This is a genomic window from Lactiplantibacillus sp. YT640, from assembly GCF_049745435.1.
Taxonomy (GTDB): Bacteria; Bacillota; Bacilli; order Lactobacillales; family Lactobacillaceae; genus Lactiplantibacillus; species Lactiplantibacillus plantarum.
Window position 1 is genome coordinate 57,683 of the sequence record NZ_JBMNVY010000004.1, and the last position, 17,867, is coordinate 75,549.

The following is a 17,867-nucleotide window of genomic DNA, read 5'->3' on the forward strand; positions in this document are numbered from 1 at the left end:
CAGTCGCTATTTGTGGTAAAAATAAATGGTAATCGTCCTCGTGCTGAGAACAATTACCATTTCGTTAACTGGCTTTCAATTTAAGACCATCATCAACTGATTTAACCCGTGATAATATCTTTAAATAACCCGTAGACAAAGTCATTGGCATTGAATGGTCGTAAATCAGTCACCTTTTCACCTAAACCAACGTACTTTACAGCAAGATGCAATTCATTACGAATAGCTAAGACGATCCCACCACGTGCCGTACCATCAAGTTTAGTTAACACAATCCCACTGACATCCGTCGACTGTTTAAACAACTTGGCTTGGTTCAGCGCGTTTTGCCCAGTCGTGGCATCCAGCACCAGTAAGACCTCGTGTGGTGCATCAGGGATTTCACGGGTGATGACCCGCTTGATCTTTTCCAATTCATTCATCAAGTTGACTTTGTTTTGAAGCCGACCAGCAGTGTCCACAAAGAGCACGTCATAATCTTCGGCCTTAGCCTTCTTAACCGCGTCAAAGCAAACGGCCGCTGGATCACTTTTTTCGGCCTTAGCGACCACGTCAACCCCGTCTCGTTGCCCCCAGACTTGCAACTGCTGGATTGCACCAGCTCTAAACGTATCACAAGCCGCCAACAAGACCTTCTTGCCTTGCTGCTTGTACATGTTCGCCATCTTACCGATTGTAGTGGTCTTACCAGCACCATTGACCCCGACAAATAAAATAACGGTTGGACCACTCTTAGCCATGTGAATCGAGTTATCCTCGCCTTCACCAGCTTCACCGTACATATCAACGAGCTTTTCGACGATGACGCTTGAAATTTCTTTCTTGCTCTTCGCGTTCTTTAATTTAACTTCGTCACGTAGCTCGTCACTAATTCGCATCGCGGTCTCATAACCCACATCAGATTCGATCAGCGTATCTTCCAAATCATCGAAGAACGCTTCGTCGACATGGCGGAAATTAGCCAAGAAGGCATTGATACGATCACCAAACGTTTTCCGCGACTTTTTCAGTCCTTCATCATAACGTTCTGCCTCAGTTGGCTCCGGCTCAGCCGATTCCGAATCAGCCGCCGCATTAACAGTCGGTGCGGCGGATTCAGTCGCTGTTGGCGCTGATGACTTGACTGCTGGCGCCGTACTAGCTACTGATTCTGACATAGCGTTGCCTTCAACTACCGCATCAGACTTAGTCGCTAACGCCACGTCGCTCGCGGCCGCTTGACTAACTTGTGCCGCACTCGCACTTAATGCAGCTAGTGACTGGGCAACCATTGCACTGGCTGTGAGTGGCGCTTCCGACACCGTCGCCGATTGCATTGGTGCTTGTGAACCAGACTGTGCACTCACTGCCGCCGTGCTATCGGCCGGGGCTTCACTAGTAGCTGCCGATTTTACTGTCGCTGGTTCGTCCGCAGTGCTTGTCGCTTCGCTTACGGCTGTACTGGACACCGGTGTCGCAGTTGATTCAGTTGTTGCGCCCTCCGAGCGAGCTAACTGTTGTGACGAAGGGGCCCGGTCGTCACTGACCGGTGCGTTAGCTTGACTCGTCGTTGCAGGTGCTTCACTGGCAGCTGACGTTGTTTGAGCGTCATCTGATTCTGGTAAACTAAACGCTTTTTTTAACCGACTAAATAGTCCCATCTTCAACACTTCCTTTAATTATTTTTGTTCATCTTTTAAATCTGCCAAGGAGACTGAGACCATCTTGGAGACACCTGACTCTTCCATGGTTACCCCATAAAGTACGTCAGCGTGCATCATTGTTCCTTTTCGATGAGTAATGATCACAAACTGCGTTCCCGTTTGAAAATCATTCAAATACTGACTGAACCGATCCACGTTGGCATCGTCTAACGCAGCTTCGGCTTCATCTAAGATACTGAATGGCACGGGGCGCACTGCTAAAATGGCAAATAATAACGTAATAGCCGTTAACGCCCGTTCCCCACCAGAAAGTAAACTTAATCGCTGAAATTTTTTGCCCGGTGGCTGGGCCATGATATCAACCCCACTGGTCAATAAATGTTCTGGGTCGGTCAAGATCAATTCAGCCTTACCGCCGCCAAACATCTGTTCAAAAATCGTACTAAATTCGCTAGCGACTTGATCAAATGCCGTTTTAAAGCGGGTGGCAACGGTCGTATCCAAATCAGCCATTGTTTGCAGTAAGTGTTCCTTGGCTTCAGTTAAATCGGAAGCTTGGTTATTGAGAAAGTCAAAGCGTTCCTTGACCCGCTCGAATTCGTCAATTGCGCCGAGGTTTACCGTTCCAATCTCATCCAAGCCTCGTTTAAGCAGTTTCAACTGTTCCGTAATCGCAGGTAACGCTAAGTCACTGACGTCAGCTTGTGCCGCGGCAACTGTCAACTGGTACTTTTCAGCCAGATCAGCCGTGGCGTGGTCGACTTCGCCAGTCAATTTTGTTTGGCTTAATTCCAAGCGACGGTAATCATCCGTTGCGGCCGCTGCGAGTTGTTGCAACCGAACTTGCTGGGTCGATAATTCTTCAACCTGATCATTAAGCGTTGCTAGCTGTTGTTCACACGTTTTCCGTTGTTCTTCAACCGCAGCCTGTTTAGCCTTAGCTGTTTTCAAGACCGTATCGCGTTCTGCGACCGACATTTGCTGGCTCGCTAACGTTGTTTTAATTGCTGCTAAATCCGCTTGAATTTGCTTTTTCGTCTCTTCATTTTGCGCCAAGGTCGCCTGACATTGTTCTAATTGTCGTTGCGTTTGTTTCACGTGTTCCTGCAACGTGATCAGTTGTTCACGCTGGGCTTGTAATTTCGTCGTTTGAGTCTGTTGATAACTTTCGTAATCCGTTTGCTGTTGTTGGACTGTTTTCATTTGGTCCTGATAGTCTTTAAGCTTAGCCGCATTAGCCGCTTGCGCTTGCTGATTACGAGCCACTAAGTCTTCATAGCTATCATCAGCTTGCGTCTGTTGCTGCTCATAAGTTAAAGCCTTAACTTGACGACTTAGCTGCGTTTGCTCGCTCTGTGCCGCCTGTAACTGGGCCTGTGTCTGACTAAGGCGATCCTTAAGTTCACTTAGTTGTTGGCGGGTCGTTTCAACCTGAACCGTCAAGTCTTGGTTAGCTTTTTTAAGGTCTGCTAGCCCTTGTTCATAGGTTACTAATTCAGACTGCATCTGGGCAACGTTAGCTGCAATTTTTTCCGCGGATTGTTGCTGTTGGAGTAGCCCATTATCATCATGGCGAGTCGCACCACCGGTGATGGCCCCACTGGCCGCAATCGTTTCACCATCAATGGTTACCAATTTGCACCGAAAACGTCTGCTCCGTGAAATTGCCATCGCGTGGTCTAGCGTGTCCACAATCGCCGTTGTTCCTAACAAGTAACGTTTGATTGCCGTCAATCGTGATTCACAATCGACCAACTCGCTAGCCACGCCCAACACACCAGGTTGTTGTGATAAATCGCGCTCAGTGTTAACGGGAAGTTGACGAGCCGTGATCCGCTCGATAGGCAAAAAGGTTGCCCGACCGGCGTGATTTTGTTTTAAGAAATTAACAACAGTTTTAGCCGTCTGTTGTGTGTCACAAACAACATTTTGCAACTGTCCGCCCAGTGCAACTTCGACCGCCTTAGTATACTGATCAGGAACGGTCAGGAGTTCTGAAACGGCCCCGGCAACGCCACTAAACTGTTGGCGATGTTGTAAGACCATTCGAACGCCCGCATAAAAGTTCGTATAGCGTTCCTGAACAGCTTGCAACGCCTCTAGCCGTGACTTTTCACGCTGCATCAAGCCAGCCGCGTCTAACCAACGTTGCTGTTGCTCGTCGATCCGCTCTGCATTCGTTTTTACTTGGGCTTGTTGGGCTGTTAGCGTGGCCTGCTGCTGACTGACTTGATTTTCTAAATCACGTTGCTCACGATTGTGCACGTCCACGGTCGTCTGCACCCGTTTCAAGTTAGCCTGAGCCTGAGCTAGCCGTTCTGCTAACGCTGTGCTCTGACTGCCAGACTGTTGATGTTGCTTAACGAGGTTCTTCGCTTCGTTATTCAGTTCAGCCTGAACTTGTTTTTCATCAATATAAGCATTGCGTAATTTTTCCAGCTCATCAGCCAACTGCTGACGGCCGGCCGCACTCGTTGCCGTCGTTAACTCGGCAACTTGCGCTTTGACTGCCTTAACTTGGGCTTGCTGCTCAGATAATGTTTGTTCTAATTGGGTTTGTTGCTCGGTTTGCGTCGCAATCTGTTGCTCAGTTGCGGTCAAACTGGCCGTCAGCCGTTCCTGCTCAGACTGTTGGTTTTGCCGCCGTTCAGCGTCAACCCCTTGTTGTCCTTGCGTGTTTTCGATGGTCTTAATCAGCTCAAGATTTTGTGCTACCAGCTCATCTTTTTGCTTTAATTGAGCTGTCTGCTGGGTTTTTAAATTAGCTAGCTTGGTTGCCCCAGCATCAACTTGTTGCTGATACTTAGCCACTAACGCCTTGGCACTAGCTAACTTTTCATTGACACCTTGCAGTTGATCACGAGCAATCGTCAACTTCTTAACGAGCCGCGAACGGTCCAAATAATCAAATTTTTGTTTTTGATCTTGATAATCCCGGGCAAGACTCGCTTGTTCTTCCAACGGCCCCTTTTGCTGATTCAATTCAGCAATGATATCGTTCACGCGGTCTAAATAATCCGTCGTTTCCGCTAATTTATTCTCCGTCGTGAACTTATCCTTTTTGTACTTTAAGACCCCAGCGACATCTTCGATAATGCTGCGGCGCTCTTCTGGTTTCGCATTAAAGACCGCCTCAACACGACCTTGAGAAATCACTGAAAATGAGTCTTTTCCCAGACCAGTATCAATCATCAAATTCGTAATATCTTTCAACCGGCAACTCTGATTATTAATTAAATAATCGCTGTCACCGTTACGAAAGAGTTTCCGCGTAATACTAACTTCTGCGTAATCCAAAGGTAAAAAGTGGTCACTGTTATCAAACGTGATCGTGACTTTAGCCATATTCAACGGTTTTCGATTAGCCGAGCCGGCAAAAATGACGTCGGTCATCTTAGTGCCGCGTAAACTTTTGACGGCCTGTTCTCCGAGGACCCAGCGAATAGCTTCAATAATGTTACTCTTACCACTACCGTTTGGGCCGACAATTCCCGTCATTCCGGCTTGAAAATCAATTTTGGTTTTATCAGCAAATGATTTAAATCCGCTGATTTCTAATGATTTAAGTTGCATTCGACACAAACTTCCTGTAATTATTAATGGTTACTTTTGCTGTAATTGTGAATAAGCTTGCCGAGCAGCGCTCTGTTCGGCTTCCTTCTTGGAATGCCCCCAGCCCTCACCGATTTTTTGACCATCGGCAAGTACGGCAATCTCATAAGACCGCTCATTGGCTGGACCATCTTGTTCAATTAATTGATAGTCGATTGCGACATCGCCATCCCGTTGCAAGTATTCTTGCAAGGTCGTCTTATAATCAAAAACGCCATCAAAACGACCCTCATCCAGCTTAGGAAAAATTACTTGATGAACGAACTTCAAAACAGGTTCCCGTCCTTGATCCAGGTACAATGCCCCGACAAATGATTCAAAAATATCACATAAAAGTGAATCTCGTTCCCAAGCATGCGCTTTTTGTTCGCCCTTGCCTAACCGGATGTACTGAGGAAAGTCACATTCACGGGCAAAGCTTGCAAAACTTTCTTCACAAACCATGGCGGCCCGTAAACGAGTCAACTTACCTTGGGGCATGTCTTTATAACGTTTGTATAAATATTCGGACACCACTAACTCCAAGACGGCATCCCCCAAAAATTCGACCCGTTCGTAATACTTCAACTGTTGATCCTGATGTTCATTGACATACGAGGCTTGTGTAAACGCCTCCGCCAATAAATCGGGATCGTTAAACACAATGCCAAACCGTTCCTTCAACATTGCAGCTAATTCTGTAATCATTTGAAACTTCCTTTCGTTATCATTCTATCGACTAACCCCATTGGATCAGCCAGTTATCACAATCTGTTACTGGTGGTGCCTAACTTAGCATGAATCATTATTTAAGGTGGTCATTCATCTGCCGTTCGAGTGCTTCCGACATGTATTTAGTGCTACTCTTACACGCAATGTTCAGTCTCACCCAGCCGTGGCAGTCGACCGTGGATGATCAGAAGCTAACAAAATAGAAACACAAGTTAAAGGTCCGCTTAAGTAAGGATTCATCTGATAATCAGTCAGTCAACAGGTCACACATTGCATATCATAACATTATACTATGATTTAGTGGTCAATAACAATGATATCGGTACTTTCGTAGTCAGACAAGTAAAAACAGGTAACCATGTTGGCTACCTGTTTTTGCTTGGTCAATTAACTTATTTTGCTTGGTGCGCTGCCACGTAATCGACGACTTCGCCGACCGTTGACAATTTTTCGGCATCTTCGTCTGAGATTTCGCTACCAAAGGTGTCTTCTAATTCCAGTACAAACTCAACAAAATCGATGGAATCAGCATCCAAATCGGTTTGCAAGTTCATTTCGTTGGTAATCGTTGCTTTATCAACTTCGAACCGATCAGCAATGATATCCGCAATTTTATCGAAAATTTCTTCTTTCGTCATGTAAAGATCCCTCACTAACTTGAATTCACTAAAGTATTCTAATCGTTTTCAGCAGGAATGTCTACACTTGCTTGCTGATTAGCTTGTTGATTAGCAAAATATTCCGCAACTCCTGGGACGATATCCGTACTGACCATCTGGCGAATTTGACGGATAGTATTCACGATTGTTGGCGCTTTGCTGGAACCGTGCGTCTTAACGACCGGCGCCTTCAATCCTAGTAAGACCGCGCCACCGTACTGAGAATAGTCCATTTGAGACCGGATTTCATTAAACCCATTCTTAAGCAATAGGCCGCCTAACTTGCCACTGATACCGGTGTTATAGACGGCATCTTTCACTAAACCGAGCATGGAACGCGCCGTACCTTCAATGCTCTTCAAAACGGCGTTACCCGTAAAACCATCCGTTACGACGACATCAGCAACCCCGTTCAACAAGTCCCGGGATTCAACATTACCGACAAAATTGATACCGTCAGTCTGTGACAAGAGTTCAAACGCTGCCTTATGGACCTTATTTCCCTTGTCATCTTCCGTCCCGTTATTGAGTAGGGCGACCCGTGGATGCTTAGCTTGCATCATCCGTTCTGCATAGTACGTCCCTAACACACCGTATTGTTGCAAGTTCAGTGGCTTACTATCAGCATTAGCACCAATATCCATCATCACAAAGTTCGATTGGTTAGCATTGCGTACCACTGGCAATACCGTCACTAATCCCGGTCGGTCGATGCCCTTGATCCGGCCCACGATAAATAACCCGGCTGCCAGAACGGCCCCCGAATTACCGGCAGAAAAGAAGGCGTCCGCCTGACCATCCTTCACGGCCTGAGCCGCCATTACGATTGATGAATGCTTCTTACGGCGAACGGCACGTACGGGTTCATCCTCCATCGTAATAACTTCATCAGCATTGATGATTTGAATCCGATCACGGTTCTTCAGTTGCGCGTTAATCACGTCGCGTTGACCATATAATAAAAAGACCGTATCCTCAAACAAATCACGAGCCTGCTCGACCCCCTCGATCACAGCGTTAGGGGCGTAATCGCCACCCATGGCATCAATCGCAATTTTAATCATTGTGTCACCATTCCTCTCATCACAGTACTGTATTTAGGTTATTAATCGAGCGTCCCCACCGCAGCCAACTTCTGGCTCAAATAGGCGGCTAGTGCCCGATTATCCGGTTGACTTTGCCAATCCGGTTGCTGCACGATTGCGTGGGCATCTTGCTGGGCAACTTGTAGCACGGTCAAATCCGCAATCGGATCACCCACTTTAAATTCCGGCATTCCCGATTGCTTGACCCCCAGCACATCACCGGCTCCTCGTAATTCTAAGTCTTTTTGTGCCAAAACAAAACCATTTGTTGTCTGCGTCATGATCTGCATCCGCTCAATCCCTTGCTGGTTCTTGGGATCAGCCACCAAAATACAGTATGAAGCCTTGGTCCCACGACCGACGCGTCCGCGTAATTGATGTAGTTGCGCCAAGCCAAAACGGTCAGCATCATAAATCATCATGATTGTGGCATTCTTGACGTCAACACCCACTTCAATCACGGTCGTGGAAACAAGTAACTGAATGTCTCCCGCCTTAAAAGCCGCCATGACCGCGTCTTTTTCCTCAGGTTTCATTCGACCGTGCAACAGTCCAACTTTAACACTCGCCCCAAAATACTCTTGTAAATTAGCTGACAGAGCCTCGGCGTTTTTAACATCCAGCGTCTCGGATTCCTCAATCAATGGTGTCACCACATAGGCTTGCGATCCATTGTCAATCTGTTGATGAACAAAGCTTAGCGCCGAATTAGCTTGGTTGCTCCGTACCCAAGTGGTTTGAATCGGTTGCCGACCAGCCGGTAATTCATCAATTTCAGAAACGTCCATTTCACCATACGCCGTAATCGCCAATGTCCTTGGAATTGGTGTTGCCGTCATGGCTAGTGCATCAGGTTGCCCGCCTTTTTGACGAAAGGCGGCCCGTTGGTTAACCCCAAAGCGATGTTGCTCATCGGTAATAACTAATCCCAAATTAGCATAAGTCACCCCGTCCTGGATCAGGGCGTGCGTGCCAATCAATAAGTTGATCTCACCAGCAGCCAGCGCTGCTAACAATGTCTTGCGGGCAGCTGGCTTGGTCGCACCCGTTAACAGCGCAACGTTGACATCCGTGTCGGCAAAGACCTGGGCCAAGTTATTTGCGTGTTGTTCAGCCAAAATTTCGGTTGGCGCCATCAACGCGGCCTGATAACCAGCGGTAATCGCCGCATACATGACAATGGCAGCCACAATCGTTTTCCCGGACCCCACGTCACCTTGAAGCAACCGATTCATATGCTTCGGTGACTTCAAATCCAAACAAATTTCATTGACGACACGTTTTTGGGCGTGGGTCAATTCAAATGGCAGTGTTTTAATAAACGCCTTTAGTCGGTCATTGTCATAAGCGATCGCAATACCGTTCGTCGTCGCGTCCGTTTGCTTCAGAACTTGCATTTGCATTTGAAACAACAAGAACTCCTCGTAGGTCGCTGAGCGTCGAGCGGCCGTTGAATCGGCTTGACTAGCTGGGAAGTGCATATCATGAATCATTTGGCGCCGCGGTAACAGTCGGTATTTAGCACGTAAGTTAGCAGGCACAATGTCCGTAATGACTGGGGCATATAACTCATATGCTTGTTTGATCATCTTCTGAATCGTCCCCTGCTTGACCGTCTTGCTGGCCGGATAAATCGAACCAAACGCTGAATCCGCATTATTGGGATTGATGATCTTCATTCCCGTCAAGCTACTGCGCGTGGCGTCCCACTTGCCATAAACGGCTAAATCTTGGCCAGTCTCAATCTGTTTCATCAAGTATGGTTGATTAAAAAAAGTCACCATATAGACGTCATGGTCGATTAACAAGCGAAAATTCAGGCGATTCTTCTTACGGCCAAACCGTGCTAGCACAGGTTCAGAAGCCACAGTACCCTTTAGTGTCACCTTTTCTTGATCGGCGATTTCATTGACGTCTTTGACCTGTAGATCTTCATAGCGAAAGGGATAATAGGTCAATAGATCTGCAATCGTATTAATCCCAAGCTCCGCTAAACCTTTTTGGCGGGCTGGGCCGACACCACTTAAAGTTGCAACCGCGTCACTCAACTGTTGTCCCATGCCTGACCACCGCCCTTTCTAAAATAATTGCCTTTACCAATATTAATTATACCAAAAAAACGTTTCAATCCCGCGGGAAGTATCCGTCCGTACAAAAACAGGCCCCAGCATCACTGCTAAGCCCTATTTTTAACGGTTAGTCCTATTCAACTGACACAAGGAATGGGTAAACTGGTTGATCACCTTCATGAATTTCAATTTCTAATTCATCATCCAACTCTTGCACCTTAGCTGCCAAATGATCAGCGTCAGTTTTAGTTGCATCCTTGCCGTAAATAATCGTTACGAGTTCGCTATCTTCGTCGAGCATGGCTTTGACCATATCCAAAGCAGCGGTATCGCGATCTGGATTCGTAATTACGATTTTGCCATCAACTAAGCCCATGTAATCATCTTTCTTGATTTCAAGGCCATCAATCGTCGTGTCGCGAACAGCATGTGTGACTTGACCACTAACAACCGTACTCAAGGTTTCTTCCATCGCGGCCTGATTATCGTCTAAATCAGCTTCAGCATTGAATGCCAACATTGCAGTCATGCCTTGCGAAATCGTCTGACTGTGGATAATTTTAACTGGGACATCGGCAACTTCCGCAGCTTGTTCAGCTGCCAAAAAGATGTTTTTGTTGTTTGGCAATACTAATGCTTGTTGGGCACCACTGTCATTAACAGCTTTGACGATATCCGCGGTACTTGGATTCATTGTTTGACCACCAGCAATGATGTCGGTGACACCCAAGCCCTTAAATAGCTTGCCGATCCCATCACCCGATGACACAGAGATGATCGCATAACCATGCATGTCAACTTGTGGTTGTGAAGGTAAGGCGGGCTCAGCAGCGGCTTGCGCTTCGTCTTCCTTATCATGTTCCATGATGGTTTCTTGTTGTAGACGCATATTATCAACTTTAACTTTGATCAACGCCCCAAAACGTTGGCCCCACGTCATGACATCGCCAGGATGTTCCGTATGAACGTGCACCTTAACGATTTCATCATCGTTGATGACAAGTAATGAATCGCCCAATCTTGCTAAGTACTCATAGAAAGTGTCATAGTCGAACTTGTGATCAACTAACTTACCATCGCCGATTCGCACCATAATTTCGGTACAGTAGCCATACTTGATATCATTCGGGTCTAATTGCCCCTGCACACTTTGATGGTGGGCAGCATCAATCATCGAATCCATTTCAGCATCGTCCGGAACATAGTCCTGTGATTCGTCGACCTTGCCGCTTAATGAGTCACTAAAGGCTTCCAGCACGAAGGTCAGCCCCTGACCACCGGAATCAACAACCCCAACTTGTTTTAAAACGGGTAACAAGTCCGGCGTGGACTTCAATGCAGCTTCAGCAGCCGTAACGACGGCATCCATAACTTCACAAATATCATCGGTCGTTTTAACAGCTTCCTTACCGGCACCAGCAGCTTTGCGGATGACAGTGAGGATAGTTCCTTCAGTCGGCTTCATAACGGCCTTGTAGGCGGTCTGAGCACCGGCTGCGAGGGCGGCTGCTAAATCGTTAGCGGTTAAGCTCTCCTTATCCGCTACGGCTTTAGAAAAGCCCCGAAAAATTTGTGATAGAATCACACCAGAATTACCACGGGCCCCCATCAAGAGTCCCTTGGCTAAGGCTGACGCTAGGTCGCCTACTTTTGTACTGGTTTCTTCACGTTCATATTTGGCACCGCTGGCCATCGATAAGCTCATATTAGTCCCGGTATCACCATCTGGTACCGGAAAGACGTTCAAAGAATTAATAAATTCAGCACGTTGGTTCAGCTTTTGTGAAGCAGCCTGCACCATTTTGCCAAATTCAAGATTAGTAATCGTGGTGATTTTCAATTTCAAAATTCCTCCTTGGCTTCCACCAACATCAATTTAGTCGTTCATTACCCGGACACCTTGGACAATGACGTTGACCGAATTGGCCGTAACGCCAAGCATGTTTTGTAAGTTATATTTGACCTTGGCTTGGACATTGCGTGAGACTTCTGAAATTTTGGTCCCATAACTGACGATAATGTTGACATCAATAGCCACCCCATTATCCTCTTGGCGAACAACCACACCGCGCGCATAGTTTTCGCGGCGTAAAATTTCATTAACATTATCACGAATCTGGTTCCGACTCGCCATACCGACAACCCCGTAGTTATCCGTTGCGGCGCCACCGACGACCGTCGCGATAACATCATTATCAATATCAATGGTTCCAAATTGCGTTTTGATTTTGACAGCCATGAAAATAGCCTCCTTGTTTTAACGCGTTCATTTACGATAGTTTATCATAGCACAACCACTCTTGAAAGAAAAATTAAGCGACTGCTTAACAGAAGCCCGGAAACTGGGAATTTAGCAGTAAAGTAAAATTACTTGATAGAAATGTATTGCAACCTTTATTAATCTATGATAAATTATTCTAGTGAATGATAAAGACGACCTTTTATCAATGAATTACCGAAGGAGGCAGATCAACATGGCAAAAGACTACGTTACAGGCAAACGGACGCACTTTGGTAACACGCGTTCTCACGCTTTAAACCACAGCCGCCGCAGCTGGAAAGCTAACTTGCAAAAAGTTCGCATTTTAGTTGATGGTAAACCAAAGAAGGTTTGGGTTTCAGCTCGGACTTTGAAATCAGGTAAAGTTACGCGCGTTTAGCGCAGCAAATCGCCAGCACATTTTTTGTGGCTGGCGTTTTTTGTTGTCTAAAATTACTAATTTCTCGTCAACTTTTTATAAAGTTTATAATTCAGCCTTGACCAGCCCATTATGATGACCTGAATCATTGAGGATGCTTGCCGTACCATCGTCGGAAACAACCAGCTGGGTCTGACCAAAAAGTTCTGCTTCAACATAAGCTTTCCGGTTAGGTCTACTAACGACCACCGACCTAAACATCAGCACGTTTCACCAACAAGCTCCCCGATGATACGTCGTTACTGCATATTAAAAGACCGGTTGATGAGTTTATGACTCACCGACCGGTCTTATTTTAGCTGAAACCTTGGGGTACCCTACGCATCTGCCATGCTGTCATCACGACTTTGAATAACAGCTAGAACCCCCGCATCAAAGCTAAAGTGACCAGTATTGCCACTGAATTCGTTACTGGCCCATGAAATCGGGTACGCATTATAAGCAGCGTCCAACTGATACTTTTCATCGGGTAACGTGAGATGCATCGGCATCAGCGGTACAAACGCCAAATAGCGTTTATCCGCTTCCTTCGTGATCTGGTAGTCCCCTGGTAGAAAGAACCGAACCGAATTTTGCTTATCAATCAGTTTGATCTGCGGAGCCCACTGACGAAATACCGGATCAAGTACTAACCACATATTGGCCAGTAAATGGTCTAACCGACCACCCGTGGCACCATATAGATGCACTTCATCCGGTTGCAACTGCTCGAAAATGGATTTAATCGCCAATTGTGTATCCGTATGGTCTTGGTCGGGTTTGACAACGATAGCGCCCACCAACGCATCTTTGACAGTCTGGAGTTCAGCCGCATCAATTGAATCAAAATCACCTACGACCATCACGGGCTGGATACCACGTTTCACCAAACGCAACGCGCCACGGTCAGCGCCGACCCATGGTCCTGGAATCGTCGTTAAATCTGCTGGATAATTAGCAGTCGGTCCGCCAACCAGTAAGTTTACGATGGTTGCCATTAATTGGTCGCCACCTTCAAATCTTGAATACGTTGCGCTGGGTCCGCACTGTCATAGACATACGAACCAGCAACAGCGACCGTAGCACCAGCGTCATAGCACGCCTTGACGGTCTGGTCGTTGATTCCACCATCAACTTCAATCTCAAATTGATAACCGTGTTGTTGCTTCAATTCGTTCAACGCCGCAATTTTAGCAACCATCTGGTCCAGAAAATGTTGACCACCAAAGCCAGGATTGACGGTCATAATCAAAACTTGATCCACTAGTGGCAATAATTCACTAATCATGCCGAGTGGTGTTCCGGGGTTCACGACCACTTCGGCTTTCACACCAGCATCTTTGATTAATTGTAAGGCGTGATAAATGTGACGGGTACTTTCAACGTGCACACCAATCAAATCTGCACCGGCCTTTGCAAACTGCCCAACAAACCGCTCTGGGTCCATAATCATTAAATGACAATCTAACATTAATGACGTTACTGGCCGTAAATCCGCCACAGTACTCATTCCGAATGACAAGTTGGGGACAAACTGACCATCCATCACGTCAATATGCAACGCATCGGCACCGGCATTTTCAGCCATCTGAACGTCACGTTGAAGGTTCGCAAAATCTGCACTTAAAATTGAAGGGGCAACTTTAATCATTAGTCTCACTCACTTTTTCTTATTATAGATTACTTTTTTATTTTTAATGGTTTCATAGAATTGTAAATAATTATCATAGCGACTCGCTAACAGCTCCCCAGCTGCCAATGCCTGTTTAACCGCACATTGCGGTTCGTTAATATGCACACAGCCTCGGTATTTGCAATCAGCGCTAAGTCGCACAAACTCTGGAAAATAATGGGTCAACTCGTTAGCGGCAATATCGAAAACTTCATAGGATGAGAAACCCGGCGTATCAGCGACCAACCCATCCGCAATCGGGATCAAGCTGACTTTACGGGTCGTATGTTTCCCACGATTCAGCGCCTGCGAGATTTCACCAGTCGCTAACGCCAGCCCTGGTTGTAAATGATTTAGCAGTGTTGACTTACCAGCACCAGTTTGGCCCATGACAACCGCCACATGACCAGCCAGAGCCGTTTTAACTGCGGCTAAGGCGGCCGGTGAAAATGCGGTTCGTTCGCAGATGACCTGGTAACCAATCTGCCGATAAGCGTCCGCTAATGTTAATCGTTGTTGGTACACCTCATCGGTTAGTAAATCAGTCTTCGCAAAGTAGAGTAATGGTTCAATACCTGCCACTGCCAAAGCTACCAGTTGTCGATCCAATAAATTCGTTGAAAATTCTTGTTCCGTTGTAGCGGTTACCACGATACCTAAATCAACATTAGCCACTGGCGGCCGTACCAACTGGGTCTGTCGATCAAGAATATTTAACACGTAGCCCTCTTGTGGGGTCGCCGCATCAAACTCCACATTGTCGCCGACAAGTGGCGTAATGCGCCGCTTCCGGAAATTCCCGCGTGCACGGGTCCGATACATTTGGCCATCAGCATAAACGTCATAAAAGCCGCTTAGCGATTGCCGAATTTGTCCAATTTTCAAATTAGCACCACCTTTTATATTATTTGGTACGGTCCACTTTTCTCTATTGTACCAAAAAAGTCATGCATTGCGCATGACTTATCTTTATTTTGTTGCATTTTTGCTTGTAATATTCTTCTTTTCCATGATCGTAACCCCGTTACGCACGATTCGGTAATGCCCCTTCGTATTACCGGTCAGCTGAAACGGTAAACTAATCTTAGTCGACCGCATGATTGCAATATCGCGATAAACGGTCTCAATCATATGGGTATCATCATACAAATAAATCTTAACATCGTTGGCCTGGGCAGTGGTGGCCGATAACGCTTTGTATGGCACCGTTAGTTTAACATAAAAATTCTGTGGTGTCGTCACGTTATTATCACTGCCCCTTGACATGGTCACCGTAATAGTCGACCCAGTCCGGACATTGCCACCGCCATCTGGATCTTGATCATAGGAATAACCTGCCTTCTGTTCCGAAGAGTAGCCCTGCTTAAAGTTAACATTAAGATCATTTGCCTCAGCATAGTCCAGAATATCGCTCTTGCTCTCACCAGTTAAATCTTTTAGCTCGACGTAGCGGCTACCAGCGCTGACCGTAAACGTCACCGTCGTATCTGTCGGCATCACGCGACTACCAGCGACAACATCCTGACTGATGATTTGTCCTGCTGCAACCGACGACGTACTGTAAGTTTCCTTAACTTTGAACCCCGCCGATTTAAGCGTCTGTCGAACATCATGGTAATTATCATTGACATAATTACCAAAGCTCATAACCTTGGCACCGTTGCTGATAACCAAATTAATGCGAGCACGTTCTTGGACCCGCGTCTTAACACTGGGCGTTGATTTGATCACCTGATTTTTGGCTACCTGATTACTTTTAGCATGTTGAACAGTTCCGACCGTGAGATGGTGTTTTTTGAGGACCTTAGTTGCGGCACGCTGACTTAAGCCCGTTACTTTCGGCACCGTCGTCATCTGTGGCCGACTTAATTCCAAACCGACGATCACGGCCACGACTAATAACAAAATAATACCGCCCCAAAAGAGGAGCCGACGCCGCAACGGATGTCGTTTGGACCAAGAACGTGTTGGTAACGGTTCTTCATCAGCATCTGTCTGACTCTCAGTCGTTTCAGCCGGGCGCTGGAGTGTTGGTTGCTTGCTTTTATGCGCCACGACCTGGGTCTTACCGTCTTGATTGGCCGCAATTGCTGCTTGAATATCCGCACTGGGCATGATCTTAGTCTCATCATTACCGACATCTTGCGGTACAAAGCGCTTTTCGCCCGCACGGCTACTAGCAAGCACCGTCAATAAGTCAGTGGCCATGTCCTCGACCGTAGCATAACGTTCCCGTGGATCTTTCGTTGTCGCCTGCAAGACGACGTTTTCAAGTGCCTGCGGAATATCCGCATCAAACTCTCGCACGGATGGCATTGCATTTTGAAAATGCTTTAACGCAATGGAAACTGCCGTCTCACCCTTGAAAGGAACTGAGCCTGTTAACATCTCATATAAAATAATCCCTAACGAATAGATATCCGATTGTTTTGTCGCCATGCTACCGCGGGCCTGTTCCGGTGACAAATAATGGACCGAACCTAAAATCGTGTTAGTCTGCGTCATGGTATGTTCAGATAACGCAACCGCAATACCGAAATCAGTGATTTTAGCATTGCCCTGCTCATCAATTAAAATATTTTGTGGTTTTAAATCCCGATGAATAATATTATGCGCGTGGGCCGTTGCCACGGCACTTAATATCTGCTCCATGATGTCGATTACTTGCTGTAACGGTAACGGAAAGTTCTCTTTAATATAATTTTTAAGATCCATCCCTTTGACGTATTCCATGACCAAGTATTGCATGCCATTTTCTTCGCCAATATCGTACAAACTGACAATGTGGGGGTGAACAAGTTCCGTCGTTGCCAGTGCCTCACGTTGGAATCGCTTGATGGTCTTAGGATCATCACGTAAGTCTAACCGGAGCAGTTTGACCGCAACATCACGATCTAATATTAAGTCATGTGCCAAGTAAACGTTGGCCATCCCACCTTCACCTAAGGACCGAACGATCCGATATCGTCCGCTAAGGGTATAGTTGGGTGTCATTTACTGGCCACCTCACCATCAAGCGCCATCAGCAGCGCCGTAATGTTGTCCTTACCACCAGCTGCATTGGCTAATTTGATCAACGTCTCACACTTCTGGGTCGAAGTCTGCGTCGTTGCCAAAACCGTCGCAAGCTGTTGGTCAGTCACCATATTCGTCAGCCCATCTGAACATAATAACAATTGGTCCCCAGGTTGTATCTGGTAAAGGTTCGTATCGATATCCGCATCTGGTGAGATGCCTAGTGTCCGCGTAATAATATTTTTCTGCGGATGTTGTCGGGCCTGTTCGGCTGAAATCTCTCCTCGCTTGACCAACTCATTGACTAAAGAATGATCCTCCGTCAGTTGGTGGAGTTGCCCATCGCGAAAAAGATAGCCCCGACTATCACCAATGTTAGCCATCAAAAACTTTTGATCAAAAAGCAAAGCGGCGACCATTGTCGTACCCATGCCGTTTAGATCTGAAAATTCACGGGCCTTTTCAATAATATGCTGATTTTCATCTTGAACTTCACTTGCTAGCCACTTGACGGCATCATTGGGTTCCTTGAATGTTGTATTTTCAAACCGAAAACCCATGTGCGAGACTGCCATCTCGGAAGCGACATCGCCCCCCTGGTGGCCACCAATACCGTCCGCAACAATTGCAAAATTGATGCCCGCTTTATTTTGAAAAAAGCCGACATAGTCCTCATTTTCTTCACGTTGTTGGCCAATATCCGACCGGTATGCAAAATCCATT

15 protein-coding genes are annotated in these 17,867 nt (G+C 46.5%); 1 reads left to right on the plus strand and 14 read right to left on the minus strand.

What is annotated here, in order from left to right:
* Nucleotides 1-101 precede the first annotated feature (101 nt).
* The 8 genes from ftsY to ACOV1R_RS04340 form a co-directional block, all read right to left on the minus strand.
* The gene (gene ftsY, locus ACOV1R_RS04305) at nt 102-1,640 is read right to left on the minus strand and encodes a signal recognition particle-docking protein FtsY (RefSeq protein WP_003645146.1); all 1,539 of its coding nucleotides are present in this window, start codon (nt 1,638-1,640) and stop codon (nt 102-104) included.
* A gap of 18 nt (nt 1,641-1,658) precedes the next feature.
* Complete coding sequence (smc, locus tag ACOV1R_RS04310) at nt 1,659-5,216, minus strand: chromosome segregation protein SMC (protein ID WP_217203113.1); 3,558 nt, start codon at nt 5,214-5,216, stop codon at nt 1,659-1,661.
* A gap of 30 nt (nt 5,217-5,246) precedes the next feature.
* Nucleotides 5,247-5,942: a ribonuclease III gene (gene rnc / locus ACOV1R_RS04315; protein WP_003640377.1), complete on the minus strand. Its 696-nt coding sequence runs from the start codon at nt 5,940-5,942 to the stop codon at nt 5,247-5,249.
* A 416-nt stretch (nt 5,943-6,358) separates the two neighbouring features.
* A complete protein-coding gene (gene acpP / locus ACOV1R_RS04320; protein WP_003640376.1) occupies nt 6,359-6,604 on the minus strand; it encodes an acyl carrier protein in 246 nt (81 codons plus the stop codon).
* Nucleotides 6,605-6,642: 38 nt separating this feature from the next.
* Nucleotides 6,643-7,689: a phosphate acyltransferase PlsX gene (gene plsX, locus ACOV1R_RS04325; RefSeq protein WP_003644323.1), complete on the minus strand. Its 1,047-nt coding sequence runs from the start codon at nt 7,687-7,689 to the stop codon at nt 6,643-6,645.
* A gap of 41 nt (nt 7,690-7,730) precedes the next feature.
* The gene (gene recG, locus ACOV1R_RS04330; protein ID WP_003645148.1) at nt 7,731-9,770 is read right to left on the minus strand and encodes an ATP-dependent DNA helicase RecG; all 2,040 of its coding nucleotides are present in this window, start codon (nt 9,768-9,770) and stop codon (nt 7,731-7,733) included.
* A 142-nt stretch (nt 9,771-9,912) separates the two neighbouring features.
* Nucleotides 9,913-11,619 (minus strand): DAK2 domain-containing protein, encoded by a 1,707-nt coding sequence (locus ACOV1R_RS04335; protein ID WP_015380275.1) that lies wholly within the window; start codon nt 11,617-11,619, stop codon nt 9,913-9,915.
* A 36-nt stretch (nt 11,620-11,655) separates the two neighbouring features.
* Nucleotides 11,656-12,018, minus strand: coding sequence for an Asp23/Gls24 family envelope stress response protein (locus ACOV1R_RS04340; RefSeq protein ID WP_003638623.1), 363 nt, complete (start codon nt 12,016-12,018; stop codon nt 11,656-11,658).
* A 235-nt stretch (nt 12,019-12,253) separates the two neighbouring features.
* Here ACOV1R_RS04340 and rpmB point away from each other — a divergent pair, with 235 nt between their 5' ends.
* A complete protein-coding gene (rpmB, locus tag ACOV1R_RS04345; protein ID WP_003638622.1) occupies nt 12,254-12,439 on the plus strand; it encodes a 50S ribosomal protein L28 in 186 nt (61 codons plus the stop codon).
* Nucleotides 12,440-12,523: 84 nt separating this feature from the next.
* Here the strand turns inward: rpmB and ACOV1R_RS04350 are convergent, their stop codons facing one another.
* The 6 genes from ACOV1R_RS04350 to ACOV1R_RS04375 all read right to left on the minus strand — a co-directional run bounded on the left by ACOV1R_RS04350 (nt 12,524) and on the right by ACOV1R_RS04375 (nt 17,866).
* Nucleotides 12,524-12,667, minus strand: a complete 144-nt coding sequence (locus ACOV1R_RS04350) for a hypothetical protein (RefSeq protein ID WP_162483679.1) — start codon at nt 12,665-12,667, stop codon at nt 12,524-12,526.
* Nucleotides 12,668-12,795: 128 nt separating this feature from the next.
* Nucleotides 12,796-13,455 carry a thiamine diphosphokinase gene (locus ACOV1R_RS04355; protein ID WP_003645150.1) on the minus strand — a complete coding sequence of 220 codons (660 nt, stop codon included), beginning with the start codon at nt 13,453-13,455 and terminating at the stop codon, nt 12,796-12,798.
* Entirely contained in the window at nt 13,455-14,108 is a 654-nt protein-coding gene (rpe, locus tag ACOV1R_RS04360) for a ribulose-phosphate 3-epimerase (protein WP_003645151.1), read from the minus strand. The genes ACOV1R_RS04355 and rpe overlap by 1 nt, the downstream gene beginning before the upstream one ends.
* Nucleotides 14,109-14,117: 9 nt before the next feature.
* The gene (rsgA, locus tag ACOV1R_RS04365; RefSeq protein WP_003644320.1) at nt 14,118-15,014 is read right to left on the minus strand and encodes a ribosome small subunit-dependent GTPase A; all 897 of its coding nucleotides are present in this window, start codon (nt 15,012-15,014) and stop codon (nt 14,118-14,120) included.
* An 84-nt stretch (nt 15,015-15,098) separates the two neighbouring features.
* A complete protein-coding gene (gene pknB, locus ACOV1R_RS04370) occupies nt 15,099-17,123 on the minus strand; it encodes a Stk1 family PASTA domain-containing Ser/Thr kinase (protein ID WP_003645152.1) in 2,025 nt (674 codons plus the stop codon).
* Nucleotides 17,120-17,866, minus strand: a complete 747-nt coding sequence (locus ACOV1R_RS04375; protein WP_003640367.1) for a Stp1/IreP family PP2C-type Ser/Thr phosphatase — start codon at nt 17,864-17,866, stop codon at nt 17,120-17,122. Before ACOV1R_RS04375 ends, pknB begins: the two co-directional genes overlap by 4 nt.
* Between the last annotated feature and the right edge of the window lies 1 nt (nt 17,867).

Coding starts and splice junctions, on each gene's coding strand:
- ACOV1R_RS04375 (WP_003640367.1), bottom strand. CDS start 17,866: ATGGATTTTGCATACCGGTCGGATATTGGCCAACAACGTGAAGAAAAT.
- ACOV1R_RS04355 (WP_003645150.1), bottom strand. CDS start 13,455: ATGGCAACCATCGTAAACTTACTGGTTGGCGGACCGACTGCTAATTAT.
- acpP (WP_003640376.1), bottom strand. CDS start 6,604: ATGACGAAAGAAGAAATTTTCGATAAAATTGCGGATATCATTGCTGAT.
- smc (WP_217203113.1), bottom strand. CDS start 5,216: ATGCAACTTAAATCATTAGAAATCAGCGGATTTAAATCATTTGCTGAT.
- rpe (WP_003645151.1), bottom strand. CDS start 14,108: ATGATTAAAGTTGCCCCTTCAATTTTAAGTGCAGATTTTGCGAACCTT.
- recG (WP_003645148.1), bottom strand. CDS start 9,770: ATGGGACAACAGTTGAGTGACGCGGTTGCAACTTTAAGTGGTGTCGGC.
- plsX (WP_003644323.1), bottom strand. CDS start 7,689: ATGATTAAAATTGCGATTGATGCCATGGGTGGCGATTACGCCCCTAAC.
- rnc (WP_003640377.1), bottom strand. CDS start 5,942: ATGATTACAGAATTAGCTGCAATGTTGAAGGAACGGTTTGGCATTGTG.
- rpmB (WP_003638622.1), top strand. CDS start 12,254: ATGGCAAAAGACTACGTTACAGGCAAACGGACGCACTTTGGTAACACG.
- ACOV1R_RS04340 (WP_003638623.1), bottom strand. CDS start 12,018: ATGGCTGTCAAAATCAAAACGCAATTTGGAACCATTGATATTGATAAT.
- ftsY (WP_003645146.1), bottom strand. CDS start 1,640: ATGGGACTATTTAGTCGGTTAAAAAAAGCGTTTAGTTTACCAGAATCA.
- pknB (WP_003645152.1), bottom strand. CDS start 17,123: ATGACACCCAACTATACCCTTAGCGGACGATATCGGATCGTTCGGTCC.